Source organism: Streptomyces sp. NPDC051218, from assembly GCF_044455475.1.
In the GTDB taxonomy this organism is placed as follows: domain Bacteria; phylum Actinomycetota; class Actinomycetes; order Streptomycetales; family Streptomycetaceae; genus Streptomyces.
In genome coordinates this window covers 142,724-167,268 of record NZ_JBITEU010000012.1, presented here as the reverse complement: position 1 = coordinate 167,268, position 24,545 = coordinate 142,724, and the positions used below count along the sequence as shown (strand labels likewise).

23 protein-coding genes and 5 tRNA genes are annotated in these 24,545 nt (G+C 69.4%); 17 read left to right on the top strand and 11 right to left on the bottom strand.

Going from position 1 to position 24,545, the window contains the following annotated elements; genetic code table 11:
- The 5 genes from ACIBCK_RS32890 to ACIBCK_RS32870 form a co-directional block, all read right to left on the bottom strand.
- Positions 1–3,210, bottom strand: coding sequence for a nitrate- and nitrite sensing domain-containing protein (locus ACIBCK_RS32890; protein WP_399396172.1), 3,210 nt, complete (start codon positions 3,208–3,210; stop codon positions 1–3).
- 340 nt (positions 3,211–3,550) lie between these two features.
- On the bottom strand, positions 3,551–4,132 hold the full coding sequence (locus tag ACIBCK_RS32885) for an ATP/GTP-binding protein (protein WP_367045169.1): 582 nt from the start codon (positions 4,130–4,132) through the stop codon (positions 3,551–3,553).
- On the bottom strand, positions 4,113–4,517 hold the full coding sequence (locus ACIBCK_RS32880; protein WP_367045170.1) for a DUF742 domain-containing protein: 405 nt from the start codon (positions 4,515–4,517) through the stop codon (positions 4,113–4,115). Before ACIBCK_RS32880 ends, ACIBCK_RS32885 begins: the two co-directional genes overlap by 20 nt.
- A 119-nt stretch (positions 4,518–4,636) precedes the next feature.
- Positions 4,637–5,056 (bottom strand): roadblock/LC7 domain-containing protein, encoded by a 420-nt coding sequence (locus ACIBCK_RS32875; RefSeq protein ID WP_098244998.1) that lies wholly within the window; start codon positions 5,054–5,056, stop codon positions 4,637–4,639.
- The gene (locus ACIBCK_RS32870) at positions 5,057–8,884 is read right to left on the bottom strand and encodes a nitrate- and nitrite sensing domain-containing protein (protein WP_399396170.1); all 3,828 of its coding nucleotides are present in this window, start codon (positions 8,882–8,884) and stop codon (positions 5,057–5,059) included.
- 575 nt (positions 8,885–9,459) lie between these two features.
- On the opposite strand from ACIBCK_RS32870, the gene ACIBCK_RS32865 reads away from it, so the two are divergent.
- The 8 genes from ACIBCK_RS32865 to ACIBCK_RS32830 all read left to right on the top strand — a co-directional run bounded on the left by ACIBCK_RS32865 (position 9,460) and on the right by ACIBCK_RS32830 (position 12,753).
- Complete coding sequence (locus ACIBCK_RS32865) at positions 9,460–9,660, top strand: hypothetical protein (protein WP_367049291.1); 201 nt, start codon at positions 9,460–9,462, stop codon at positions 9,658–9,660.
- Between the two features lie 86 nt (positions 9,661–9,746).
- Positions 9,747–10,535, top strand: a complete 789-nt coding sequence (locus tag ACIBCK_RS32860) for a fumarylacetoacetate hydrolase family protein (protein WP_399396168.1) — start codon at positions 9,747–9,749, stop codon at positions 10,533–10,535.
- Positions 10,528–12,009: a glutamate--tRNA ligase gene (gltX, locus tag ACIBCK_RS32855; protein ID WP_399396166.1), complete on the top strand. Its 1,482-nt coding sequence runs from the start codon at positions 10,528–10,530 to the stop codon at positions 12,007–12,009. Before ACIBCK_RS32860 ends, gltX begins: the two co-directional genes overlap by 8 nt.
- 232 nt (positions 12,010–12,241) lie before the next feature.
- A tRNA-Gln gene (locus ACIBCK_RS32850) sits at positions 12,242–12,313 on the top strand.
- 21 nt (positions 12,314–12,334) lie between these two features.
- Positions 12,335–12,407, top strand: a tRNA-Glu gene (locus ACIBCK_RS32845).
- Positions 12,408–12,469: 62 nt separating this feature from the next.
- Positions 12,470–12,542, top strand: a tRNA-Glu gene (locus ACIBCK_RS32840).
- 28 nt (positions 12,543–12,570) lie between these two features.
- Positions 12,571–12,642 (top strand) — tRNA-Gln (locus ACIBCK_RS32835).
- 38 nt (positions 12,643–12,680) lie between these two features.
- Positions 12,681–12,753 (top strand) — tRNA-Glu (locus ACIBCK_RS32830).
- A 60-nt stretch (positions 12,754–12,813) separates the two neighbouring features.
- On the opposite strand, the gene ACIBCK_RS32825 is transcribed toward ACIBCK_RS32830, so the two are convergent.
- Positions 12,814–13,482, bottom strand: a complete 669-nt coding sequence (locus ACIBCK_RS32825) for a MerR family transcriptional regulator (RefSeq protein ID WP_399396164.1) — start codon at positions 13,480–13,482, stop codon at positions 12,814–12,816.
- A gap of 131 nt (positions 13,483–13,613) precedes the next feature.
- Between ACIBCK_RS32825 and ACIBCK_RS32820 the strand changes: the two genes are divergently transcribed.
- Positions 13,614–14,072, top strand: coding sequence for a DUF4188 domain-containing protein (locus tag ACIBCK_RS32820; RefSeq protein ID WP_399396335.1), 459 nt, complete (start codon positions 13,614–13,616; stop codon positions 14,070–14,072).
- Between the two features lie 95 nt (positions 14,073–14,167).
- On the opposite strand, the gene ndgR is transcribed toward ACIBCK_RS32820, so the two are convergent.
- Positions 14,168–14,884 carry an IclR family transcriptional regulator NdgR gene (gene ndgR / locus ACIBCK_RS32815; RefSeq protein WP_053137572.1) on the bottom strand — a complete coding sequence of 239 codons (717 nt, stop codon included), beginning with the start codon at positions 14,882–14,884 and terminating at the stop codon, positions 14,168–14,170.
- A 180-nt stretch (positions 14,885–15,064) separates the two neighbouring features.
- Between ndgR and leuC the strand changes: the two genes are divergently transcribed.
- From leuC to ACIBCK_RS32795, 4 genes are all read left to right on the top strand, one after another.
- Complete coding sequence (gene leuC, locus ACIBCK_RS32810) at positions 15,065–16,489, top strand: 3-isopropylmalate dehydratase large subunit (RefSeq protein ID WP_399396162.1); 1,425 nt, start codon at positions 15,065–15,067, stop codon at positions 16,487–16,489.
- A gap of 5 nt (positions 16,490–16,494) precedes the next feature.
- Complete coding sequence (leuD, locus tag ACIBCK_RS32805) at positions 16,495–17,088, top strand: 3-isopropylmalate dehydratase small subunit (protein ID WP_399396160.1); 594 nt, start codon at positions 16,495–16,497, stop codon at positions 17,086–17,088.
- Between the two features lie 239 nt (positions 17,089–17,327).
- The gene (locus ACIBCK_RS32800) at positions 17,328–17,564 is read left to right on the top strand and encodes a hypothetical protein (RefSeq protein ID WP_367045177.1); all 237 of its coding nucleotides are present in this window, start codon (positions 17,328–17,330) and stop codon (positions 17,562–17,564) included.
- A 173-nt stretch (positions 17,565–17,737) separates the two neighbouring features.
- Positions 17,738–18,418, top strand: coding sequence for an HU family DNA-binding protein (locus ACIBCK_RS32795; protein ID WP_399396159.1), 681 nt, complete (start codon positions 17,738–17,740; stop codon positions 18,416–18,418).
- Between the two features lie 127 nt (positions 18,419–18,545).
- On the opposite strand, the gene ACIBCK_RS32790 is transcribed toward ACIBCK_RS32795, so the two are convergent.
- Positions 18,546–18,749 carry a hypothetical protein gene (locus tag ACIBCK_RS32790; protein ID WP_383316816.1) on the bottom strand — a complete coding sequence of 68 codons (204 nt, stop codon included), beginning with the start codon at positions 18,747–18,749 and terminating at the stop codon, positions 18,546–18,548.
- Between the two features lie 13 nt (positions 18,750–18,762).
- Positions 18,763–19,398 (bottom strand): 2-phospho-L-lactate guanylyltransferase, encoded by a 636-nt coding sequence (gene cofC / locus ACIBCK_RS32785; RefSeq protein ID WP_399396157.1) that lies wholly within the window; start codon positions 19,396–19,398, stop codon positions 18,763–18,765.
- A 159-nt stretch (positions 19,399–19,557) separates the two neighbouring features.
- Here cofC and ACIBCK_RS32780 point away from each other — a divergent pair, with 159 nt between their 5' ends.
- The 3 genes from ACIBCK_RS32780 to ACIBCK_RS32770 are packed head-to-tail and all read left to right on the top strand — an operon-like array spanning position 19,558 to position 22,594.
- Positions 19,558–20,364: a lysophospholipid acyltransferase family protein gene (locus tag ACIBCK_RS32780; RefSeq protein WP_399396155.1), complete on the top strand. Its 807-nt coding sequence runs from the start codon at positions 19,558–19,560 to the stop codon at positions 20,362–20,364.
- A complete protein-coding gene (locus tag ACIBCK_RS32775) occupies positions 20,361–21,371 on the top strand; it encodes an NAD(P)H-dependent glycerol-3-phosphate dehydrogenase (RefSeq protein WP_399396153.1) in 1,011 nt (336 codons plus the stop codon). Before ACIBCK_RS32780 ends, ACIBCK_RS32775 begins: the two co-directional genes overlap by 4 nt.
- Positions 21,372–21,418: 47 nt before the next feature.
- Positions 21,419–22,594 (top strand): D-alanine--D-alanine ligase family protein, encoded by a 1,176-nt coding sequence (locus ACIBCK_RS32770; RefSeq protein ID WP_399396152.1) that lies wholly within the window; start codon positions 21,419–21,421, stop codon positions 22,592–22,594.
- Positions 22,595–22,607: 13 nt separating this feature from the next.
- Here the strand turns inward: ACIBCK_RS32770 and ACIBCK_RS32765 are convergent, their stop codons facing one another.
- Entirely contained in the window at positions 22,608–23,090 is a 483-nt protein-coding gene (locus ACIBCK_RS32765; RefSeq protein WP_399396333.1) for a DUF3515 domain-containing protein, read from the bottom strand.
- 26 nt (positions 23,091–23,116) lie between these two features.
- On the bottom strand, positions 23,117–23,350 hold the full coding sequence (locus ACIBCK_RS32760; protein WP_361720591.1) for an Lrp/AsnC ligand binding domain-containing protein: 234 nt from the start codon (positions 23,348–23,350) through the stop codon (positions 23,117–23,119).
- A 209-nt stretch (positions 23,351–23,559) separates the two neighbouring features.
- On the opposite strand from ACIBCK_RS32760, the gene ACIBCK_RS32755 reads away from it, so the two are divergent.
- Positions 23,560–24,525 carry a thiamine-phosphate kinase gene (locus ACIBCK_RS32755; protein ID WP_367045183.1) on the top strand — a complete coding sequence of 322 codons (966 nt, stop codon included), beginning with the start codon at positions 23,560–23,562 and terminating at the stop codon, positions 24,523–24,525.
- Positions 24,526–24,545 lie beyond the last annotated feature (20 nt).

Sequence of the window (24,545 nt, the reverse complement as noted above, 5' to 3'; positions counted from 1 at the left end):
CTAACGCTCCTGGTTGTAGGTGCTGTCAGGGCCGAGGCCCTGGCCATTCGTGGTGTCACTGCCTGCGCTGCGTCCCCGCTGGACGCCGCGGCGCAGGTTGCTCAGCCGACCCCGAACGTCCTCGGGGTCGCGGGAGACCTGAGGGCCGCCCTGTGGGGTCTGTTCCGCCGTGCCCTCGACCAGATTGGCCTTGGGCACCCGCTTCGGGAGGCCGGACGGGGTGACTCCACCCGCCTTGGGCTCCTTCAGCGACTCGGCGCGCTGCCAGCGGTCGTCGTTGGGCGACGAACGCCAGTTGCTCTCGCTGTTGCCGACATTGTTCCCGAAGGCGTCGCCGGTGGTGTTCCCGAACGCGTCGCCCATCGGGGCCGACGCGCTGTCGTTGCCCGCCGCACCGTTCGAGCCGCGGCGCGGAAGACCCGCGGCGGTGGTGTCGTGGACCGCGGACGGGGCGGGCCCGGGACGCTCGAAGCCTACGCGCTCGGCGCCGTTCGCGGGAGCTGCCGGACCGGATTCCGCTTCCGGAGAGTACTCGCCCCGATACGCGCCCGCGTTGTCGTCGAACCCGCCGCGCGTGGGCCAGTCGTCCTGGTGGGAGCGGTCGGGGTAGGCCACGAACGGCTCGGAGACGGCACCCGTACGAGCGGCGTGGTCGTCGTGACCGGCCTCCGTATAGGGGGCGTCCTGGTAGCCGTCCTGCGCCGGGTAGTACGCGTCGTCGTACGCCGGCTGCGCGGCCTGACCCTGGTGGTAATCGTCGTACGCCGGTGCCTGCTGGTCGTACGCCGGGTCGTAACCGCCCTGCTGCTGGTCGAAGCCCTGCTGCTGGTCGATCTCGTCACGGAAGAGCGGGCGGCCGTCACCGGACTGCGCCTGCGCCTCCAGGGCGGCACGCCGCTCCTCACGCATCAGCGAGCGGCCCACCGGGTCGAGGTCGGGGGAGTCGGCGTCGCCGTTGTAGCGGCTGTCGTCGAAGCCGAGCTCGGCCGCCGTACGCATCGGCTGGTGGTTGAAGGCCGGCTGCTCCGGAGCCTGCTGCTCCGGCATGATCGAGGAGACCGTGAACTCGGACTCGGGCAGCTGGTGTTCGCCGCCGCCGCCGTGCGTGATCCCGTCCGGGAGCATGACGAGCGAGGTCGTGCCCGCCTGCTCGCCCGAGGGGCGCAGCTGGACGCGGATGCCGTGCCGGTCGGAGAGCCGGCCGACCACGAACAGGCCCATGCGCTGGGAGATCGCGGCGTCCACCGTCGGCGGGTTGGCCAGCTTGTGGTTGATGTCCGCGAAGTCCTCGGCGGTGAGGCCGATGCCCTTGTCGTGGATCTCGACCATGACGCGGCCGTCGGGAAGACGGGTCGCGGTGACGCGGACCTTGGTCTGCGGCGAGGAGAACGTGGTGGCGTTCTCCAGGAGCTCGGCGAGCAGGTGCACGAGGTCGGTCACGGCCAGGCCGTGGATCTCGGCCTCCGGGACTCCGGACAGCTCGATGCGCTCGTACTGCTCCACCTCGGAGGACGCGGCGCGCAGGACGTCGACCAGCGGGACCGGCTGGTCCCAGCGGCGGCCCGGCTCCTCGCCGGAGAGGACCAGGAGGTTCTCGCCGTTGCGTCGCATACGGGTCGCCAGGTGGTCCAGGCGGAAGAGGCTCTCCAGCTGGTCCGGGTCGGCCTCGTTGTTCTCCAGGTCGGTGATGAGGGTCAGCTGGCCCTCGATCAGGGACTGGTTGCGGCGCGAGAGGTTGGTGAAGATCGCGTTGATGTTGCCACGGAGCAGGGCCTGCTCGGCGGCGAGCCTGACGGCCTCGCGGTGCACCTGGTCGAAGGCGCGGGCCACCTCGCCGATCTCGTCCGTGGAGGAGATCGGGATGGGCTGTACGCGGGTGTCGACGCGACCGGGGTCGGTGCGCGAGAGCTGGTCGACCAGCATCGGCAGGCGCTGCTCCGCGATGCCGAAGGCGGCGGTCCGCAGCTGGCGCATCGCCTTGGACATCTGGCGCGCCATCATCCCGGCCAGGATGAAGGCGGCGAGCAGCGCGACGACCACGATGGCGCCGGTGATGTACGCGTTGCGCTGGGCGTTGGACGCGATGTCCGACGCCTCGGTCACGGCCTTGTCGGCGAGATCGGACTCGATGGTCCGGTACGCGTCGAACTTGGCGGACGTGGTGGCCCACCAGGCTTCCTTGGTGACGCCCTTGCCGGCGAGCGTGACGCGGGCGCTGGGCTGCGTGCTCGGCAGCGTCGCGATGGCCGAGACCATGTCCTCCGGGGAGGGCGGCGGCACGAACGTCCTGCCCTCGGCCTTGGCGGCGGCAGCGGCCTGCTTGGCCTGCTTCTCGCCGTCGGCCTTCAGCTTCTTCTTGGCGGCCTCGAGCTTGGCGACGTCCTCGGGGGTGCCTCCGCCCGTGTACTCCTCGATGGCGATGCCCTCGAGGTAGGCGTAGGAGGAGAGCGCGACCTTCTGCTTGCCGAAGCTGCTCGCGGTCGGTCCCGGCTTGACGAGGAGATGCATGCCGATGGAGCGCTCGAGGGAGAGCGCGGCCTTCGTCAGCGAGATGGCGTAGACCGTGCGGCCGTAGCTGGTGATGTTTCCGGTGCCCAGACCGAGCTCGTTGGCGAACTCCATCAGGGGGTGCTGGATGCCGACGTAACCCTCTTCGGTCTGCGCGCCGGAGAGCTTGGAGGTGTACGCGGCCTGGCGCAGGGACTGGAGGCCCGGCTCCACCTTGTGGAAGCCGTCGAGGCGGCGCTTGAGGCCTTCCTTCTGCGGCATGTTCTCGGCGGCGGCGTCGAACTCGTCGGCGGCCTTGTCGGTGGCCTTGCGGGCCGCGACGACGGCCGGGTCGTTCTTCTTGCCGCGCAGCAGCGGGGCCGCGGAGATGTCGCGCTCTTCGATGAGGCGGTTGCCGTAGTTCAGCGAGGCCTGCACGAGGCGGGCCGTGTGCTCGGCGTCCTGGGCCTCGCTCCAGGTGTCGATCGAGCCCTTGACCTGGAAGCCGCCCATGACGAGGCCGACGAGCACGGGTATGAGGAGGATCGCGTTCAGGCGGGTCGGCACGCGCCAGTTGCGCGGGGACATTCTTCCGCCGGTGGGCGCCGGCGGCTCCATGCCCTGCACATCGGCGGGGGACGCCGCTGTGCGCGGCGGCGGGGTGAAGTTGCCCCGCGTATCCCGCGTCTGCGGCGGTGCGGGGCTCGTCTTGCTTCGCCTCACTCGACCAACAACCTCTCGGCGGCGGGACCTACACCGGTCCCGCTGTCGTCTCCAAGGCCCGTGCTACTGGGCAGTTCAGCGCATTCCAGCACGTCAAAGGGTCCTCTACCAAACAGTGGGAAGCGCTGGTTCCGAGTGGTGTAAGCCTCAGATAAAACGGTCAAATAGAGCGAGCCCCGCCAAAAGGCGGGGCTCTTGTGCGCACAGTGACACCGGGCGACCGCGACGCGTGGCGGCGCTCGGCGAATTCTCTGTCGAAACGTTATGAACAGAGCGGTCATCCGTGTCAAAGGACACAGACCGCTCTGTGGAATCTACGGCAACTGCCGTACGGCCTCGTCTACTTGAGTCGTGCCATCAGTGCGTGCTCGACCAGCGTGATCAGGCCACTCTTTGCGTCCGCACGGTGTCGCGCGTCAGTCGTGATGATCGGCGTGTTGGGTCCGATCTGGAGGGCTTCCCGCACTTCATCGGGGGTGTACGGCTGGTGGCCGTCGAAACCGTTGAGCGCGATGACGAAGGGCAGGCCGCTGTTCTCGAAGTAGTCGACGGCCGGAAAACAGTCGGCGAGACGGCGGGTGTCCACGAGCACGACGGCACCGATCGCACCGCGCACGAGGTCGTCCCACATGAACCAGAAGCGGTCCTGGCCCGGCGTACCGAAGAGGTACAGGATCAGGTCCTGGTCCAGGGTGATGCGGCCGAAGTCCATGGCCACCGTGGTGGTGGTCTTGTCCCCGGTGTGGGTGAGGTCGTCGATGCCCGCCGACGCGGACGTCATGACGGCCTCGGTGCGCAGCGGGTTGATCTCGGAGACCGCGCCCACGAACGTGGTCTTGCCGACGCCGAAGCCGCCCGCCACCACGATCTTCGCGCTGGTGGTGGAGCGGCCTCCGCCGTTGCTAGAGCTTGCGAAGTCCACTGAGCACCCTTTCGAGCAGTGTCACGTCTGGCTGGCCGCCGGCGTTCTCGTCGCCGCCGGGCTGGTGAATGGCGACGAGCCCGGCCTCCGCCAGGTCGGCCACGAGGATCCGGGCCACGCCGAGCGGCATGGAGAGCAGAGCCGACACCTCGGCCACCGACTTGACCTCACGGCAGAGGTGGCAGATGCGCTGGTGCTCGGGGAGCAGCCCCATCAGCTGGGCCGGGTCGGCCGTCGTGCTCACCAGCGCCTCTATCGCGAGCTGGTAGCGGGGCCTGGTCCGGCCGCCGGTCATCGCGTAAGGACGCACCAGCGGCTGGTCGCCTTCAATACCGTACGACGCCTGAGAGCCGTACGGGTCGTGAGAGGCGTTGGGCGGGGTCATGGATCCTCCGGGCGGGACAGCAGGTGGTCTGCGTGCCGTCTGATAGAGCCGGTGGGGGGCACCAGGTTGGCCGGACGGTGGTCAGTACGTTCGGTCGGTGGGGCGGCCGATGGAGAAGATCAGTGCAGCAGGCTGCCCTGCAGTTCGGCGCGGAGGTCCGGGGTGAGGACGGCGCCCGCGCGGTCGACGAGGAGTGCCATCTCGTATCCGACGAGGCCGATGTCGCACTCGGGGTGGGCGAGCACGGCCAGGGACGAACCGTCGGAGACCGACATGAGGAAAAGGAACCCCCGCTCCATTTCCACCACGGTCTGCGTGACGGCCCCGCCCTCGAAGATCCGCGAGGCCCCGGCGGTGAGGGAGGTCAGACCCGACGCGACCGCGGCCAGCTGGTCGGCGCGGTCACGGGGGAAGCCCTCGGACATCGCCAGAAGCAGGCCGTCGGCGGAGACCACGACGGTGTGGGACACCCCGGGGGTGTTGTCCACGAAGTTCGTGATCAACCAGTTCAGATTCTGTGCCGCCTGGCTCGGACTCAACTAACGCTCCTGCTGGTGAGTGGGGAAGCTGCCGGTCTGGCCGGTACCGGCCTGGCGACCCTGCTGGATGCCCCGACGGAGATTCGTCAGCCGGCCGCGTACCTCTTCGGGCGCACGCGAGACCTGCGGACCTGTGCTGTCCTGCTGCTGCTGTGCGGTGCCCGCGACGAGGTTGGCTCGCGGGACACGGCGCGGCAGGCCGGATGTGGTGACGCCGCCGGCGGACGGCTGCCGGACGCGCTCGGCCTGGCGGCCCAGTTCGTCGTTCGGCGAGGTGCGCCAGGAGGCGGCGCTGCCGTTCGTGACGTTGCCGCCGGCTCCGTTGGCCGCTGATGAGGGCGCGGCGGGCGCGGCGGGTGCCGGAGCCGGGCGCTGGGGCGCGGCCGGGTTCTGCGGCTGCCGCGCCTGCGGCCTCGACGGGAGGGGCGATGAGGGTTGCGGGCGCTGCGGCTGCTGCTGCTCGGGGGCGCTGCCCTGGGGCGGCTGGTGCCCTTGCTGCTGCTGCTGCTGTTGTTGCTGCTGGAACCAGTTGGTCTCCAGCGTGTCGAACAGCGGGGTACGGCCGTCACCGGGACCGGCGGGCGGCAGACCCTCCGGCTGCGCGGGCTGCTGGGGCTGCTGCGACTGCTGGGGCTGCTGCGGCACCGGCGGGATGCCCTGCTGACCACCCTGGCCCTGGCCGGGGTTCTGGCCGGGATTCTGACCGGGGTTCTGACCGCGCCGAGGCGTCCCGCCGTTGTCGTACCCGGGAGCGCTGGTGCCGGGACGCTGGAACTGACCCGTACCGCCCGTACCGGAAGAGGTGTCCTGACCGCCGCCGAAGACGTCCGGGCGGACGAACTGCCCGGTGCCCTGCTGGCCGTGGCCACCCTGCTGCGGCGAACTCGCCCCGGGCGGCGGCCCGTTGAAGTCCGGCCGCGCGAACTCGGCGGTCGCACCGGGGCCCTGCGTGGGCGCGCCGGCCGCGGGGTGCGGGAACTGTCCCGTGGACTCCGGCTCCTCGTGCCCACGCGGGGTGTCGAAGGGCTCGCGCGATATCTGCGGCTGCGCGTTCTCGTCGCTCCAACTGGGCACGCGCGGCTGCGGGTTGCCCCCGGGAAGCTCGGCACGCGGACCACCGCGCGGCGGCAGCTGCGGCCGACGCCCCTGGTCCCCGGCGTCGTTCGCGGAGGGGTTCACGGGGCCGGAGGGGTTCCCGGGACCGGAGGGGTTCCCGGGCTGCCCGGCCGGATTCACCGGGTTCGTACGCTGCTGGGGCACGGGAGGCTGCGGCACGGAAGCCTGACCGCGGCCACCGCCCTGGCCGCCCCCGAAGAGGCTGCCACCGGACGAGCCCGGAGCACCGGCACCCTGTCCGGGCGGCCCCTGACGGGGAGGCTGCTGACCGGACTGCGGGCCCGCGGGAGCGGACGGCGAACCGTTGCGCGGCCCCGGTCCCGCGTCACGCGAAGGCAGCGCGGCACGCGGCCCCGTACCCGTGACCTGGCCACGGGGCGGACCGGCGCCGAGCCTGCCCTGGGAGCCCGCCGAACCGGGAGCACCGTTTCCGGGGGAGCCGTTTCCGGCGCCCACTCCGCGACGCGCCGCCGCGGCACCTGCCGAGGCCTGCGCGGCGACGGGGCCGCCGCCCTGGCCGGGCACGGGCGCACCGGGCTTGTTCGGCGCCTTCTTGCCGCCCTGGGCGACATCGATGGGCAGCATGACGAGCGCGGTCGTGCCGCCGGAGTCCGAAGGACGGAGCTGGATGCGGATGCCGTGGCGCTGCGAAAGACGGCCGACCACGAACAGGCCCATGCGGCGCGAGACCGAGACGTCCACGGTGGGCGGCGACGCGAGCCGCTCGTTGATCGCGGCGAGGTCCTCGGGCGACAGGCCGATGCCCGTGTCGTGGATCTCGATCAGCACACGCCCGTCGGGCAGCGCGTGACCGGTGACCTTGACCTTGGTCTGCGGCGACGAGAACGACGTCGCGTTCTCCAGGAGCTCGGCGAGCAGGTGCACGAGGTCGTTGACCACGCGTCCGGCGACCTCGGTCGTCGGGACCGCGGAGAGTTCGATGCGCTCGTACTGCTCCACCTCGGACGCGGCGGCACGCAGCACGTCGACGAGCGGGACGGGCCGGGTCCACCGGCGGCCGGGCTCTTCACCGGCGAGAACGAGGAGGTTCTCGCCGTTACGGCGCATGCGGGTCGCGAGGTGGTCGAGCTTGAAGAGCGAGGAGAGCTGATCGGGGTCGGCCTCACGCGACTCCAGCTCGGAAATAAGAGACAGCTGGCGCTGGATGAGGCCCTGCGAACGGCGCGAGAGGTTGGTGAACATCGCGTTGACGTTGCCTCGCAGGAGCGCCTGCTCGGCGGCGAGGCGGACGGCCTCGCGGTGCACGTCGTCGAAGGCCGCGGCCACCTGGCCGATCTCGTCCCTGGAGTGCACACCGACGGACTCGACGGAGGTGTCGACGTCCTGCGGGTCGGCCTCGGAGAGCTGCTTGACGAGCTCGGGCAGCCGGTCCTGGGCGACCTTGGTCGCGGTGTCCTGGAGGCGCCGCAGTGAGCGGATCATGGACCGGGCCACGACGAAGGCGCCGACGAGTGAGACGCCGAGGACGAGCAGGATCAGCGCACCGTTGAGGATGGCGGCCTGCTCGGACTCGTTGCGCAGCTCGCGGGCCTTCTGCTCCATCTCGTTGAGCAGCGTGAGCTCGATCTTGGACATCGCGTCGATCTTGGTGGTGTCCGCGTCCACCCAGTCCTTGTACGAACGCTTGTCCTGGAGCTTGATGCCGCCCTCTTGACTCAGCACACGCTTGGCGTAGGAGTCGGCGCCCTTGATGGACGTGTTGCCATCGTCGATGGGCTTGGTCAGCTCGTCGGGATTGCCGGCGTAGATGCCCTTGAAGGCATCCAGCTTGGAGTTCTCCTTGTCGAGCGCGGAGAAGCCGTAGCGCCGGTCGGTCTCGGAGATCTTGCCGAACGTGCTGTTGCCCGCGGGAAGCGAGGCGGCGATGACGGCGCGCTGCACCGACGCGTACTCCTTGGCGGAGGAGAACGCCGACAGGGCGCGGGTGCGCTGAATCATGTCCGGGTTGCTGGTCGCCTGCGCCATGTCCGAGGACAGGGTGAGCAGCTGCTCGATGAGCTGGCTGTAGGCGTCGACCGTCTGCGAGGTGGAGTTCTCGTCCTTGTACGCGTCCTTGCGGACCCTGTTGATCTGCTGAAGCTGCTGGGTGATCTCGACCGTGTTGGCCCGGACGCCGAGGAGGCCCTTGTCGCCGTCGGTGTTGTCGAGGTCCTGCGTCTCCTGGAGGAAGCGGTTGTACGCGCGGTCCGTCTTCTGCCGGGAGCCCTTGACCACGTAGTCCGAGGAGTCCGCGCCGTGCGCGAGGGGGCCTGCCGAGCGGTCGCGCTCCTCCTGGAGCGCGGAGGCCAGCTCCGTGGCCCGCTTGGTCATGTCGGTCAGCAGCTTCATGTTGTTGAGCTGCTGGATCTCGTCCATGGACTCGTTGATGCGGAGCGCGCCGAGCGAGGTCGCGGTGATCACGGGGAGCGCGAGCAGCGAGACGAGGCGGGTGGAGATGCGCCAGTTGCGCAGGGCTATTCGTGAGCCCGGTCCTGTGGGCGACTTCACCGTGCCCGTCGTCGAGCCGCCCGATTTCGCGTCGGCCGGGGGCAGACTTCCGCCACCGACGCCACGGACAGCTCCGATGCCGCTGTCGCCGGACGGCGCCTGCCCCGGGTTCTGGGCGTGCTGGGCCGAGGCGCCGCGGTCTGTCCCGCCGCGCTCCGGCTCCGCCGCAGCGCTGCTGCCATCCCTCTTGAAACGTCCCTGCACTAGCGTCGCAACCTCTGGACCAGGCGTCCCTCCGCTGAAACGGCGGGACGGTGTCGGCGTCGTGGGGCGCAGAACGCCCCATGGTGGTCGTGAGTGACCGGCGCTGGCTCCCCTTTCCCGCCGCCACTCGGCGCTTCGTTGCGCCCCTGCGCGCCGGTTCGATCCCGCGGCGGTCCCGGGAATTCCAGCACAGTGCAGGATCTCCAACAAGGCCCGTGTGTCGCGTCGCGAGCTCCGTGACTGGGCGTGAGTGGCGCGTCACGAGACGTAGAAAGTGATCTGGTGCAAAACGGGTGATTGGCCCCAGGAAGCCTCCGGGCGAGCGGTGTCCCAGTCTTCATGATCGGGAGCGGAATGATGGCTTCAGTGGCGCAATGTCCGATTCCAACAAGGCCTCCACGGGCCTGAATTGACCCATTTGCCCGCTGATCCGTGAGCAAACTCACATCAAGATCAAGGCCTCATCCGGGCTTTGGGCGGGAATTGGATGTTTAGCCTGACGCTTTACAGGGATGGCGAATCCGACAACCCGCGTCCTCCATACGACGCCCCAACTGACAAGGCCCGAACAGCAGATGAAGACTGTGAAGTCGGCGATGTTCCGCAACATAGCCAACCCCCGCCGCACCACCCTCGCGCACCTCACGGACGCGCAGGAGGTCACCCCGGCCGCCGACCAGCCGGAGCACGCCGTGGAACTCCCCACGGTGACGGCCAACCCCCGCCGCACGGTCCTGATGGACGCCCCCGAGGCTTTCAGCCCCTCGGCTGCCTGAGCCGCGGGTGCACGGGAGGCCTGGCGGCACACGGCCACGCTAGCCTGGAGTGTCAGACCTTCCCTCCAGCACAAAGGGCACCGCTCTTGCGCATCGCCAGGTTCTCCATCGACGGCAACGTCGCCTTCGGCGCGGTCGAGGGCGAAAGTCCCCCCGGAACGACCGACGGGCTCGTCCTCGACATCATCAAGGGCATTCCGTTCGCGGACTTCGAGCTCTCCGGCACGAAGGTCCCGCTCAGCAAGGTCAGGCTGCTGCCTCCGGTGCTCCCCAACAAGGTCGTGGGCATCGGCCGCAACTACGCGGACCACGCGGCGGAGCTCGGCAACGAGGTCCCGGACGTCCCCGTCGCCTTCTTCAAGCCGTCCACCTCGGTCATCGGCCCCGGCGACGCCATCGCGTACCCCTCCTTCTCGCAGGAGGTGCACTACGAGGCCGAGCTCGCCGTGGTCATCGGCCGCATGTGCCGCGAGGTCCCGCGCGAGCGCGCCCGTGACGTCATCCTCGGCTACACCTGCGCCAACGACGTCACCGCGCGTGACGTGCAGAGGCGCGAGAAGCAGTGGGCCAGGGCCAAGGGCTTCGACAGCTCCTGCCCGCTCGGCCCCTGGGTGGAGACCGACATCGACCCCTCCGACCTCACCATCCAGTGCACGGTCAACGGCGAACAGCGTCAGCTGGGGCGTACGGCCGAGATGGTCCGCTCCATCGAGGACCTGATCGTGCACATCTCCGAGGCCATGACGCTGCTCCCGGGCGACGTCATCCTCACGGGCACCCCGGCAGGCGTCGGGCCGCTCAATGTCGGCGACGAGGTCGCCGTCACCATCGAAGGCATCGGCACTCTCACCAACAGGGTGATCAAGCGTGGCTAACGCGACCCCCGTACGCGTACGGTTCTGTCCCTCGCCGACCGGCAACCCCCACGTGGGCCTGGTCCGCACCGCCCTCTTCAACTGGGCCTACGCCCGGCACAACGAGGGCTCCCTGGTCTTCCGCATCGAGGACACCGACGCGGCTCGCGACTCGGAGGAGTCGTACGAGCAGCTCCTCGAGGCGATGCGCTGGCTGGGCTTCGACTGGGACGAGGGCCCCGAGGTCGGCGGCCCGCACGCGCCGTACCGCCAGTCGCAGCGCATGGACATCTACCAGGACGTCGCCGCCAAGCTCCTGGACGCGGGGCGCGCGTACTACTGCTACTGCTCCACGGAGGAGCTGGACGAGCGCCGCGAGGCCGCCCGCGCCGCCGGCAAGCCGTCCGGCTACGACGGCCACTGCCGCGACCTCACGACCGAGCAGCGTGCCGCGTACGAGACGGAGGGCCGCAAGCCCATCGTCCGTTTCCGCATGCCCGACGAGGCGATCACCTTCACGGACCTGGTCCGCGGCGAGATCACCGTGCAGCCGGAGAACCTCCCGGACTACGGCATCGTCCGCGCCAACGGAGCACCGCTCTACACCCTGGTGAACCCGGTCGACGACGCCCTGATGGAGGTCACCCACGTCCTGCGCGGCGAGGACCTGCTCTCCTCGACCCCGCGCCAGATCGCCCTCTACGCGGCACTGACCGACCTGGGCATCGCCAAGGAGACCCCGGCCTTCGGCCACCTCCCGTACGTGATGGGCGAGGGCAACAAGAAGCTGAGCAAGCGCGACCCCCAGGCCTCGCTCAACCTCTACCGCGAGCGCGGCTTCCTGCCCGAGGGCCTTCTGAACTACCTCTCCCTCCTGGGCTGGTCGTTCTCCGCGGACCAGGACGTCTTCTCGATCGAGGACATGGTCGCCAAGTTCGACCTCGCGGACGTGAACGCCAACCCGGCCCGCTTCGACCTGAAGAAGGCCGAGGCGATCAACGCCGACCACATCCGCATGCTGGACGTGAAGGCGTTCGCGGCGGCCTGCGAGCCGTGGCTGAAGGCCCCGCACGCCAACTGGGCCCCCGAGAGCTTCGACCAGGCGGCCTGGGAGGCCATCGCCCCTCACGCCCAGACCCGCATCAAGGTCCTCTCCGAGATCACGGAGAACGTGGACTTCCTCTTCCTGGACGAGCCCGTCGAGGACGAGGCGTCCTGGACGAAGGCCATGGGCAAGGGTGACCCGGCAGCGCTCCTGACGACGGCCCGCGCCAAGCTGGCCGACGCCGACTGGACGGACCCGGAGTCCCTCAAGAACGCGGTGCTTGCCGCCGGCGAGGAGCACGGCCTGAAGCTCGGCAAGGCCCAGGCCCCGGTCCGCGTCGCGGTCACCGGCCGTACGGTCGGCCTGCCCCTCTTCGAGTCCCTGGAGATCCTGGGCAAGGAGAAGTCCCTGACCCGCATCGACGCGGCCCTGACGAAGCTGGCCGCGTAGCCCGCGAGTACGCAGGCAGAAGGACCCGGAAGCCGCCACGGCTGCCGGGTCCTTCGGGTCTGCACCGCATCGCGCGGCTCACCGGGCTGCCGCCATGGCCCCGTGCCGATACCCGTTTTGGAGCGCCGTCCACCTTCGGGTAATGTTCTTTCTGCGCCGCCCGAGAAGGCCGAAAGGTCCGGACAGGGAGGCGTAAGTCGAAGCAAAACTCCTGCTAGGGGTTGCGTATCGATGGCCTATGGTGTAATTGGCAGCACGACGGTTTCTGGTTCCGTTAGTCTAGGTTCGAGTCCTGGTAGGCCAGCTCGCAGAGCTTATCTGCAACGCCCCCGTTGTGTAGCGGCCTAGCACGCCGCCCTCTCAAGGCGGTAGCGCCGGTTCGAATCCGGTCGGGGGTACAGATCCTTCCCATGGAAGCAGTCAGGGTCGCACCCACTGCTACCGATGCAGGATCGCTAGGGCCCCCGTTGTGTAGCGGCCTAGCACGCCGCCCTCTCAAGGCGGTAGCGCCGGTTCGAATCCGGTCGGGGGTACGCACGGTCTGGCTGGTCTAGACCACTGTGGGCTATGGTGTAATTGGCAACACGACGGTTTCTGGTTCCGTTGTTCTAGGTTCGAGTCCTGGTAGCCCAGCGCAGTACAGCAGGACAAAGCAGTGCAGCAAGAAGCTAGCCCCCGTTGTGTAGCGGCCTAGCACGCCGCCCTCTCAAGGCGGTAGCGCCGGTTCGAATCCGGTCGGGGGTACAGATACGGACAAGGGGCCTTCCCGTCAGGGAGGGCCCCTTCGTCGTTGTTCCGGTGTCTCTACGCCGACGTCCCCTGCTCGGAAGTCCCTTGCCCGAAGCGGTGGTTGGACTCTTCCGCCTGGGCGATCCGGCGCAGCGCGAGCAGTACCGGCTCGTACAGCACGGTGAGCGCGACAGCCGCCTGTAGCTGTTCCTCCGAGGACTCGTACCGCTCGATCAAGTCCAGGTCGGATACGGCCAGTTGCCGTCCCGCGCGCGCATAGGGTGCCAAGTCGTCGACGGAGCACGGATATCCGAGCCTGGCCAGTGTGGCGACCGCGGTCACCAGCATCCCGTACGCCGGCGAATGGGCCCCGTACGCCTGGGCGTTCTCCCAGTCGAGCCGTTCGAGCAGCGCGTCGACGGTGCGCCGCGCCGCGTCCGTGTGCGGGTCGTCCTCGGTGGGCCCAGGCCCGTGGGGGAGTGCCCAGACGGCCGTGCCCAGACGGGAGTTGTGGTCCAGGGAGTCGTCCTCCAGGGCGGTGAGCACCTCCCGCGCGGACGCGATCGGTACCCGCCCCACCTGGATGAGCGCCCGGACGAGACGCAGCCGCCGCAAGTGTTCCTCGTCGTACTCGGCCTGTGTCGCCGTCACGCGTCGGCCCGGCGGGAGCAGTCCCTCGCGCAGGTAGTACTTGATCGTGGCCGTCGAGACGCCACTGCGCGTACTGAGCTCCGCCAGTCTCATCGGCTCGCTTCTCCTCATTTCCTCTTGCGCTTCCCCTTGGGGGAGTGCCACTATCCAATCATGGATAGCGAAACTATCCAACGCTCTCCGAAGGGGGAACCACCGTGAGCACCAAGCCGATCGAAGGGCGCATGACCGCCGACGCCCAGGGCGGCGTCACCGTCTTCAACATCGGGATGCGCATCAACAACTTCCGTGCCGTGCGCAGCTGGTGGCCCGTCTTCCGCGCGATGCCGCGGATGCTCAAGGAGCTGTCCCAGGACCGGGGGAGCGGCATGCTCGGCTACCAGCTGCTGCTCGGCGGGCCACGGGTGCTGTACGTCGTCCAGTACTGGGAGTCGCCGGAGAAGCTCCTCGCCTACGCGTCCGACCAGGGAAAGGAACACCGGCCCGCCTGGGCCGCCTTCAACCGGCGCATGCGGGACGGCAAGGGCAGGGTCGGCTTCTGGCACGAGACGTATGTCGTGCCGCCGGGCGCCCACGAGGCGGTGTACGTGAACATGCCGGAGTTCGGCCTGGGCAAGGCCATCGGCGTGGTTCCGGTCGGCAGGCGCGGGGACAGGGCGGCCGACCGGCTCAAGGCGGTCTGAGGGCGGTCGACGGAGACATGGAAACGCCCGAGGGGCCGCCGCGGCGTTGAGGCGGCCCCTCGGGCGTTCTGCGTGCTGTCTGTGAGCGGTACCGGTCAGCCCGTGCGGCGCAGGGCCTCGGACAGGCGCCCGGCGGCGTCGATGATGGCCTGCGCGTGCATCCGGCCCGGGTGGCGGGTCAGACGCTCGATCGGTCCGGAGACCGAGACGGCGGCGACCACGCGGTTCGAGGGGCCGCGCACGGGGGCGGAGACGGACGCGACGCCCGGCTCCCGCTCGCCGATCGACTGGGCCCAGCCCCGGCGGCGTACGCCCGACAGGGCCGTGGCCGTGAAGCGGGCGCCCTGGAGGCCGCGGTGCAGGCGCTCCGGCTCCTCCCAGGCCATCAGGATCTGCGCGGAAGAGCCCGCCTTCATGGTGAGCGTCGAGCCCACCGGGACCGTGTCCCGCAGGCCCGAGAGGCGCTCGGCCGCCGCCACGCAGATGCGCATGTCGCCCTGCCGGCGATAGAGCTGCGCGCTCTCGCCCGTCACGTCACGCAGGTGCGTGAGGACCGGGCCCGCCGTGGCGAGCAGGCGGTCCTCGCCGGCCGCCGCCGCGAGTTCCGCGAGCCGCGGGCCGAGAATGAAACGGCCCTGCATGTCGCGCGCCACCATCCGGTGGTGTTCCAGTGCCACGGCGAGGCGATGTGCCGTGGGTCGTGCGAGTCCGGTGGCCGCGACCAGCCCCGCGAGGGTGGCCGGACCGGACTCCAGGGCGCTCAAGACGAGAGCCGCCTTGTCGAGAACGCCGACGCCGCTAGAGTTGTCCATGCGTCGATACTCGCGTCTCACTCTGTGAAACGCAAGTTCAATTTTCGATGGAACACGTCACCCTGGGACGTGCGATCCGCGGACCAACGGATAGCGGTCCACGCGCGGCACGAGGGGTACGGGCGTGGACGAACATTCTCTAGTTGGGTCGGCCCACCACAGCCGGTCGGAGGGAAAGCGATGGGTAGGACACTCGCGGAGAAGGTCTGGGACGACCACGTCGTCCGGCGCGCCGAAGGCGAGCCCGACCTCCTTTTCATCGATCTGCACCTGCTGCACGAGGTGACCAGCCCGCAGGCCTTCGACGGCCTGAGGCAGGCCGGACGCCCGGTGCGGCGCCTCGACCTCACCATCGCCACCGAGGATCACAACACCCCGACCCTCGACATCGACAAGCCCATCGCGGACCCGGTCTCGCGTGCGCAGTTGGAGACGCTGCGCAAGAACTGCGCGGACTTCGGCGTACGGCTGCACTCGCTGGGCGACGTCGAGCAGGGTGTCGTCCACGTGGTGGGCCCGCAGCTGGGCCTGACCCAGCCCGGCACCACCGTGGTCTGCGGTGACTCCCACACCTCCACGCACGGCGCCTTCGGCGCGCTGGCGTTCGGCATCGGCACCTCCCAGGTGGAGCACGTCCTGGCGACCCAGACGCTGCCGATGGCTCCGCCGAAGACCATGGCCATCACCGTCGACGGCGAACTGCCCGACGACGTCACGGCCAAGGACCTGATCCTCGCCATCATCACCAAGATCGGCACCGGCGGCGGCCAGGGCTACGTCCTGGAATACCGCGGCTCGGCCATCGAGAAACTCTCGATGGAAGCCCGCATGACCATCTGCAACATGTCGATCGAGGCCGGTGCCCGCGCGGGCATGATCGCCCCCGACGCCACCACCTTCGACTACATCGAGGGCCGCGACCACGCCCCGAAGGGCGAGGAGTGGGACGCCGCGGTCGCGTACTGGAAGACCCTGAAGACGGACGACGACGCGGTCTTCGACGCCGAGGTCTACATCGACGCCACCGAGCTCGCGCCGTTCGTCACCTGGGGCACCAACCCGGGCCAGGGCGCACCGCTCTCGGCGCAGGTCCCCGATCCTGCTTCGTACGAAGACGCGTCGGAGCGCTACGCCGCCGAAAAGGCCCTGGAATACATGGGGTTGACCGCGGGACAGGCGCTGCGCGACATCAAGGTCGACACCGTCTTCGTAGGTTCGTGCACCAACGGCCGTATCGAGGACCTGCGTGCGGCGGCCTCCATCGTCGAGGGACGCAAAGTCGCCGACGGCGTACGGATGCTGATCGTCCCCGGTTCGGTCCGGGTCGCGCTGCAGGCCATCGAGGAGGGCCTGGACAAGGTCTTCGTCGCCGCGGGCGCCGAATGGCGGCACGCGGGCTGCTCGATGTGCCTGGGCATGAACCCCGACCAACTGGCGCCCGGCGAGCGCTCCGCGTCGACCTCCAACCGCAACTTCGAGGGCAGGCAGGGCAAGGGCGGCCGCACGCATCTGGTGTCGCCCCAGGTCGCAGCCGCCACCGCGGTGACGGGCCACCTGGCCTCGCCCGCCGACCTGACCGACGCCCCTGCGACAGCCGGAGTCTGAGAGCCATGGAAGCATTCACCACGCACACGGGCCGGGCCGTTCCGCTGCGCCGCAGCAACGTCGACACCGACCAGATCATCCCCGCCCACTGGCTGAAGAAGGTCACCAGGGACGGATTTGAGGACGGGCTCTTCGAGGCCTGGCGCAAGGACGGCGAGTTCGTCCTGAACAAGCCCGAACGCCAGGGGGCCACCGTCCTGGTCGCGGGCCCCGACTTCGGTACGGGCTCCTCGCGCGAGCACGCCGTGTGGGCGCTGCAGAACTTCGGCTTCAAGACGGTCATCTCCTCGCGCTTCGCCGACATCTTCCGCGGCAACTCGCTGAAGAACGGCCTGCTCACCGTCGTTCTCGACCAGCAGGTCGTGGACGCGCTCTGGGAGCTGACCGAGCGCGACCCGCAGGCCGAGATCACCGTTGACCTGCAGGATCGCCAAGTCCGCGCCGAGGGCGTCACCGCCGACTTCGAACTCGACGAGAACGCCCGCTGGCGTCTTCTGAACGGCCTGGACGACATCAGCATCACGCTCAAGAACGAGCCGGACATCGCCGCGTACGAGGCCGGCCGACGCTCGTACAAGCCGCGGACCGTGCAGGTCTGACACCCCCGCAACACCCTGGTGTACCCCCAATCGTGGACGGTTGGGGGTACATCTGTGTCCGGGCCCTTCGGGGTACCCGATGACCTGAACGGGTGGTCTCAACTCCCTTGATTCGGACGGCAGAAGAGGCTTGAAATCCCCTTGTACTCGGTCGGAGCGGGTACCCTCAGGAGGGCGCCGGATGTGGGTAGTTACCCCCTGCGGAGGCGACAACTCGCCCCAGATGGCACAATCGGTGCATGGAACGTGACAGCCAACTCGAGCTCTACGGGCTTGTTGCGGACCAACTGAAGGAAGCGCACTCAAGAGTGCGTGCACTGCAAGTCCCGGAGGGCGTACGGATGGCGCTGACCCGGAAGCTGCTGGTCATTACGGCCGCGGCCAAACACGATCTCGCCGATGCGGCAAGGCGTCTGGAGCGATTGATGGCGGACCTCGAGGAAGCCGACGAGGGCCGATTCCCCGAAGACACCTGAGCCACAAGGCTCAAACAGCCCTTCGGGGAACCTTCGAGGAACTCATGGACAGCCGAGTTCGTTGCGGCACAAGGGTGATTAGCCCGTTTCGTGTTTGATTTGCGGTATATATCTGCCTAACGTGCGAAAAAGCCTGGCGAATACGCTCGGGCGAGGTCTCCGAAGGGGAAGACGTGAACAAGGCGCAGCTCGTAGAAGCGATTGCCGACAAGGTGGGCGGCCGCCAGCAGGCAGCCGACGCCGTGGACGCGGTTCTGGACGCAGTTGTCCGTGCCGTGGTCAGCGGAGACCGTGTTTCGGTCACCGGTTTCGGCTCGTTCGAGAAGGTCGACCGCCCGGCCCGTTACGCCCGCAACCCGCAGACCGGGGAGCGCGTTCGGGTCAAGAAGACCTCGGTTCCGCGTTTCCGCGCAGGACAGGGCTTCAAGGACCTGGTGAGCGGCTCGAAGAAGCTCCCGAAGAACGACGTCGCGGTCAAGAAGGCGCCCAAGGGCAGCCTTTCGGGCGGCGGTGCTTCGGCGACCGTGAAGAAGGCAGCGGCCAAGAAGGCCACCGCCAAGAAGGCGACGGCGAAGAAGGCCGCCACCGCCAAGAAGGCCACCGCCAAGAAGACGACGGCGACGGCGAAGAAGGCGACCGCCAAGAAGACCACCGCCAAGAAGACGTCGGCGACGGCCAAGAAGGCGGCCACGGCCAAGAAGGCGACGGCCAAGAAGGCCAGCCCCGCCAAGAAGGCCACCGCCAAGAAGACCGCGCCGGCCACCAAGAAGGCCACCGCGAAGAAGACCGCTCCCGCCAAGAAGTCGACGGCGCGCAAGACCACCGCCAAGAAGGCGACCGCCCGCAAGAAGTAAGGGCACGAGGGCACTCACGCGCCGGGCCGGGCTCCCAACCGGGAGCCCGGCCCGCGGCGTGTACGGGGTCCTGCGCGGCCTGTACGGAACTTGAAGTGGCGCCCCGGGCGAAGGTGGCGCCCCGGGCTCAGAACGTCTGCAGCGTCACCAGCGTGATGCGCCGCCGCTCGCCCTCACCTTCGACCTCGATCCGCACCCGCTGGCCGGGCCGCAGGAGCCGCAGGCCGCCCGCGTCGAACGCCGGGGGATCGAAGGGCACCGGAGTGCCGTCGTCGAGCAGCACGCTGCCGCTGCGGGTCTCGGAGTCGTACGTGTACGCGGTCGCCTGCATGGGGGAAGCGTACTCAGTCGGCGATCAGCAGCCTCGTGGCAGCCGCCGCGGTGCGCGGCCCGACGCCCAGCGCGAGCGCGGCCCGCAGGTCGTCGCCGGTGTCCACGTCCTGGCGTACGGAATCGACGCCGTCGAGCCGAAGTTCCAGCGCCCCGGAGTCCATGTGCCGGGCACGGGACGCGGCGCCGAATGCCGGGCGCAATTCCAGACCGCGGGCCGCGCAGAGCAGAGTCGTACCGATTCCGGCGGCATCCGCGAGGAAAGAGCGGGGAAATCGGGCCGCGCTGTCCAGTACCCGGCCCAATTCCAGGGGCCGCAGCGCGGGGAGATCGGCATTCAGTGCCGCCACGGCCGCCTCGGGCCGCCCGGCACGCACGGCCGCCGCTCCGTGCGCGAGAGCGGCGTTGAGACCCCCCGCGGGCTCGTCACGCACGATCCGGGCTCCCAGAGCCGCGAGCTCGCGCCCGGCGAGGCCGTCGTCCGTGACGACCACCACATCCCGTACGGAAGGGCAGGCCCCCGCGGCGGCCACGGTGTCCTGCGCGAAGGCCAGGGCGAGGCCGGGGCGCAGGGTGTCGCCGGTGGTGGCGGTGAGCCTGCTCTTGGCGCGCTCCAGCGGTTTCAGGGGTATCACCAGGGTCCACTGCACGGGTGGCGGCTCCGTCCTTCGCGTCACGCCCATTGTGACCTGCTGACCCGGGCACTACCGGGGCCGGGCCGCGAGCGCGGGCGTACGGTGTTCTCGACAGACAGGCAGCCTGGGCCGACACTTGTGCGGCCGACCAGGTTCATGGAGGAAGGTGTCCGAGTGTCCCGCCGCAGAATCGGCTTCTGGTACCGCCTGGCGGCAGTCATCGCCAAACCACCCCTGGTGGTTTTCTTCAAGCGGGACTGGCGAGGAATGGAACACATTCCGGCCGACGGTGGATTCATCACCGCGGTGAATCACAACTCGTATATCGACCCGCTGTCGTACGCGCATTTTCAGTACAACACCGGACGAGTGCCTCGTTTCCTGGCAAAGGACGGCCTTTTCAAGGACGGGTTCGTCGGCAAGGTCATGAAGGGCACCGGCCAGATCCCGGTCTACCGCGAGACCACGAACGCGCTCGACGCCTTCCGTGCCGCGGTCGACGCGATCGAGCGCGGTGAGTGCGTGGCGTTCTACCCCGAAGGCACCCTCACCAGGGACCCCGAGGTGTGGCCGATGACGGCCAAGTCCGGTGCCGCGCGGGTCGCCCTGCGCACCAAGTGCCCGGTGGTCCCCGTCGCGCAGTGGGGCGCCAACCTCGCGCTTCCCCCGTACAGCAAGAAGCTCAGCCTCTTCCCGCGCAAGAAGCTCCAGGTGCTCGCGGGCGAGCCGGTCGACCTCTCGCGGTTCTACGACAAGGAACCCACCCCCGAGATCCTGCGGGAGGTGACCGAGACCATCATGGCCGCGGTCACCGAACTCCTGGAGGAGATCCGGCAGGAGAAGGCCCCCGAGACCCCGTACGACCCGCGCACGGCGCGGCTCGCGCAACGGCGTAAGGCGGCGGACCGGAGCGGTCGCGGCGTCCCCCAGAACACCACCCCTGAGCCCACCCCCGAGAACACCACGGAGGACAGCAAGTGACGAACCCGGTGAAGGCCGCCGTCTTCGGAACGGGCTCTTGGGGTACCGCCTTCGGCATGGTGCTCGCCGACGCCGGGTGCGACGTCACGCTGTGGGCGCGTCGCGCAGAACTCGCCGAGGCCGTCAACTCCTCGCACCGGAACCCTGACTACCTCCCCGGTGTCGAACTCCCGGAGAACCTCAGGGCGACCACCGACCCGGCCGAGGCCGCGGCCGGCGCCGACTTCACCGTGCTCGCGGTGCCTTCGCAGACGCTGCGCGCGAACCTCGCCGAGTGGGCGCCGCTGCTCGCCACCGACACCGTGCTCGTCTCCCTCATGAAGGGCGTCGAACTGGGCTCCGCGATGCGGATGAGCGAGGTCATCGAGGACGTCACGAAGGTCGCGGCCGACCGTGTCGCCGTCGTCACGGGCCCCAACCTCGCCCGCGAGATCGCCGCGAGGCAGCCCGCGGCCGCCGTGGTGGCCTGCCGCGACGAATCGATCGCGCAACGCCTCCAGACCGCCTGCCACACCCCGTACTTCCGCCCGTACACGAACACGGACGTCGTCGGCTGCGAACTCGGCGGCGCCGTCAAGAACGTCATCGGACTCGCCGTCGGCATCGCGGACGGCATGGGCCTCGGCGACAACACGAAGGGCTCGCTCATCACGCGCGGGCTCGCCGAGACCACCCGCCTGGGCATGGCGATGGGCGCCGACCCGCTGACGTTCTCCGGACTCGCGGGCCTGGGCGACCTGGTGGCCACCTGCTCATCGCCGCTCTCGCGCAACCACACCTTCGGCACGAACCTCGGCAAGGGCATGACGCTGGAGGAGACCATCGCGGTCACCAAGCAGACCGCCGAGGGCGTCAAGTCCTGTGAGTCGGTGCTTGATCTGGCCCGCAGGCACGGCGTCGACATGCCCATCACCGAGACGGTCGTGGGCATCGTGCACGAGGGCACACCCCCGGTGGTCGCCCTCAAGGAGCTGATGTCGCGCAGCGCCAAGCCCGAGCGCCGCTGACTGTCGCCGCTGACTCTCCGCTGGCCACCGGGTACCCTCAAGCCGATATGAGCAGCGAGAACCTCCCCCAGAGCCCCGAGCCGCGCCCCGAGCAGAGCTCTGAGCCGCTCCGTAAGCCGCGTGTGGCCGTCGTGTTCGGCGGCCGCAGCTCGGAGCACGGCATCTCGGTCGTCACGGCGGGCGCCGTGCTGCGTGCCATCGACCGCACCAAGTACGACGTCCTGCCCATCGGCATCACGACGGACGGCCGCTGGGCCCTGACCGCCGACGATCCCGACCGCATGGCGATCACCGACCGGCAGGTGCCCAACGTCGACGCCCTCGCCGAGTCGGCGGACGGCGGCGTCGTGATGCCCCTGGACCCGGGCAACCGCGAGGTCGTCTACAGCGAGCCCGGCTCCGTGCCCAAGGCCCTCGGCGAAGTCGACGTCGTCTTCCCGATGCTGCACGGTCCCTACGGCGAGGACGGCACCCTCCAGGGACTCCTGGAGCTCTCCGGAGTGCCCTACGTGGGCGCCGGAGTGCTCGCCTCGGCCGTCGGCCAGGACAAGGAGTACATGAAGCGGGTCTTCACCTCCTTCGGTCTTCCCGTCGGCCCGTACCTCGTGATCCGCCCGCGCGAGTGGGACCGCGACCAGGACGCCGCCCGCAAGAAGATCGCGGAGTTCGCCGGCGACCACGGCTGGCCGCTTTTCATCAAGCCCGCGCGCGGGGGCTCGTCGATGGGCATCACGAAGGTCGACTCCTTCGAGGGCCTCGACGAGGCGATCGAGGAGGCCCGCCGGCACGACCCCAAGATCCTCGTCGAGTCGCTCCTGCGCGGCCGTGAGATCGAGTGCGGGGTCCTGGAGTTCGAGGACGGGCCGCGCGCGAGCGTGCCCGCCGAGATCCCGCCGGTGCAGTCGCACGACTACTACGACTTCGAGGCGAAGTACATCGACTCGACGCCCGGGATCGTGCCCGCCCCGCTGACGCCCGACGAGACCGCCGAGATCCAGCGGCTCGCGGTCGACGCCTTCGAGGCCACGTCCTGCGAGGGCCTGGTGCGCGCGGACTTCTTCCTCACCGAGGACGGGTTCGTGATCAACGAGATCAACACGATGCCGGGCTTCACGCCCATCTCGATGTACCCGCAGATGTGGGAGGCGAGCGGCGTCTCCTACCCCGAGCTGGTGGACCGCCTCGTCCAGGCCGCCCTCAACCGCTCCACGGGGCTGCGCTAACCCCTCAGGGGCGCTAGGCGATCCCCTTGGGGATGGTCTTCCTGATGGGGGCGGCGAAGTCCGTCAGCGGGCTCACGCCGTCCCCCGCACGCTCCTTGGGCAGCGTCACCTCCACGTACGCCTTGCGCAGCGTGGAGGTGAAGCGGAAGGAACCGTCGTCCTGCTCGTCGAGCAGCCAGTTGACGCCGTCGACCGTCACGCCGTCCGCCTCGGGGTCGTTCATCCGGGGCGGTCGCGCGACACCGCAGCGCAGTATGATCGCCGGGTCTCCCCACCCGGCGGTCAGCTCCGACTTCGGCTCGGGATCAACGCGCCCGAGGCCGTCCACCTTCTCCGGCAGCCGCTTGTCCAGGTTCCGGCACAGTTCGGTGACCTTGCTGTCCGGGGTGGGAACCGCAGCCTTCACCGCTTCGTCTGCTGAGGAGCAGCCCGCGGACGCGATCAGCAGTGCGAGGGCAGGAGCGGAGACGAGGCAGCGACGCCGGCGACGGGAAATCTTCACCGGCCAAGGGTAGACGGGGGCTACAAGTGCACGACGGGGCAGGTCAGGGTCCGGGTGATGCCGTCCACTTGCTGGACCTTGGCGACCACCATGCGACCGAGTTCGTCGACCGTGTCCGCCTGGGCGCGCACGATGACATCGTAGGGACCGGTCACGTCCTCGGCCTGGATCACTCCCGCGATCTTGCCGATCAGCTCGGCGACGGTCGACGCCTTGCCGACCTCTGTTTGGATCAGGATGTACGCCTGTACCACGGAACCTCCAGGGCGGCCACGAGGATCATGTGGGGAGAAGGGACGCCACGGTACCGCGTCACCGCTTCTCGCGGGGAGACCCGGGGGACCTGTGGCGCGCACATCACGGTGGACGGGCAACAGAAGTTGACGGTCATATCGACCGTACCTATGACAGTGACGGCTCGCGACCGCAAGCCGAGCAGCGTGAAAGGGAATGGTGAGTCCCGGTGAAGGGAACCGTCGGCGAGTTGGGGGAGTTCGGGCTCATCAGGGAACTCACCTCCCGGCTCACCTCCACCCCGGCCGTCCGGCTCGGGCCGGGCGATGACGCCGCTGTCGTGTCGGCTCCCGACCGGCGCGTGGTGGCGAGCACCGACATCCTCCTGGAGGGGCGGCACTTCCGCCGCGACTGGTCGACCGCGTACGACGTGGGCCGCAAGGCCGCCGCCCAGAACCTCGCGGACATCGCCGCCATGGGCGCCGTACCGACCGCGCTGCTCCTGGGCCTTGTCGTGCCCGCCGAACTCCCCGCGAGCTGGCCCACGGAGCTCATGGACGGCCTGCGGGACGAATGCCAGGTCGCAGGGGCGGCCGTCGTGGGCGGCGATGTCGTACGGGGTGACACGATCACCGTGGCGATCACCGCGCTCGGCGATCTGCGCAACCACGAACCGGTCACCCGTGCCGGTGCCCAGCCCGGCGATGTCGTCGCCGTCACCGGCTGGTTGGGCTGGTCCGCCGCCGGGCACGCGGTGCTCTCCCGCGGCTTCCGCTCACCGCGCGCCTTCGTGGAGGCCCACCGCAGGCCCGAACCGCCGTACCACGCGGGCCCCGCGGCCGCCGGTCTCGGCGCCACCTCGATGACGGACGTGAGCGACGGCCTCATCGCCGACCTCGGCCACATCGCCGATGCGAGCAAGGTGCGCATCGACATCCGCTCCGGGGACGTCGACGTGCCCTCCCAGATGAACGACATCGGCCAGGCCGTCGGCGTCGACCCGCTGCAGTGGGTGCTCAACGGCGGCGAGGACCACGCGATCGTGGCGACGTTCCCGCCGGACGTGAAGCTGCCCGCCCGCTGGAAGGTCATCGGCGAGGTCCTCAACCCCTCGGCGCTGCCGCAGGTGACGGTGGACGGCGCACCCTGGACCAGCAAGGGCTGGGACCACTTCGGGGACGACATCGAGGACTGAGCACGACCGCGCCCCATCAC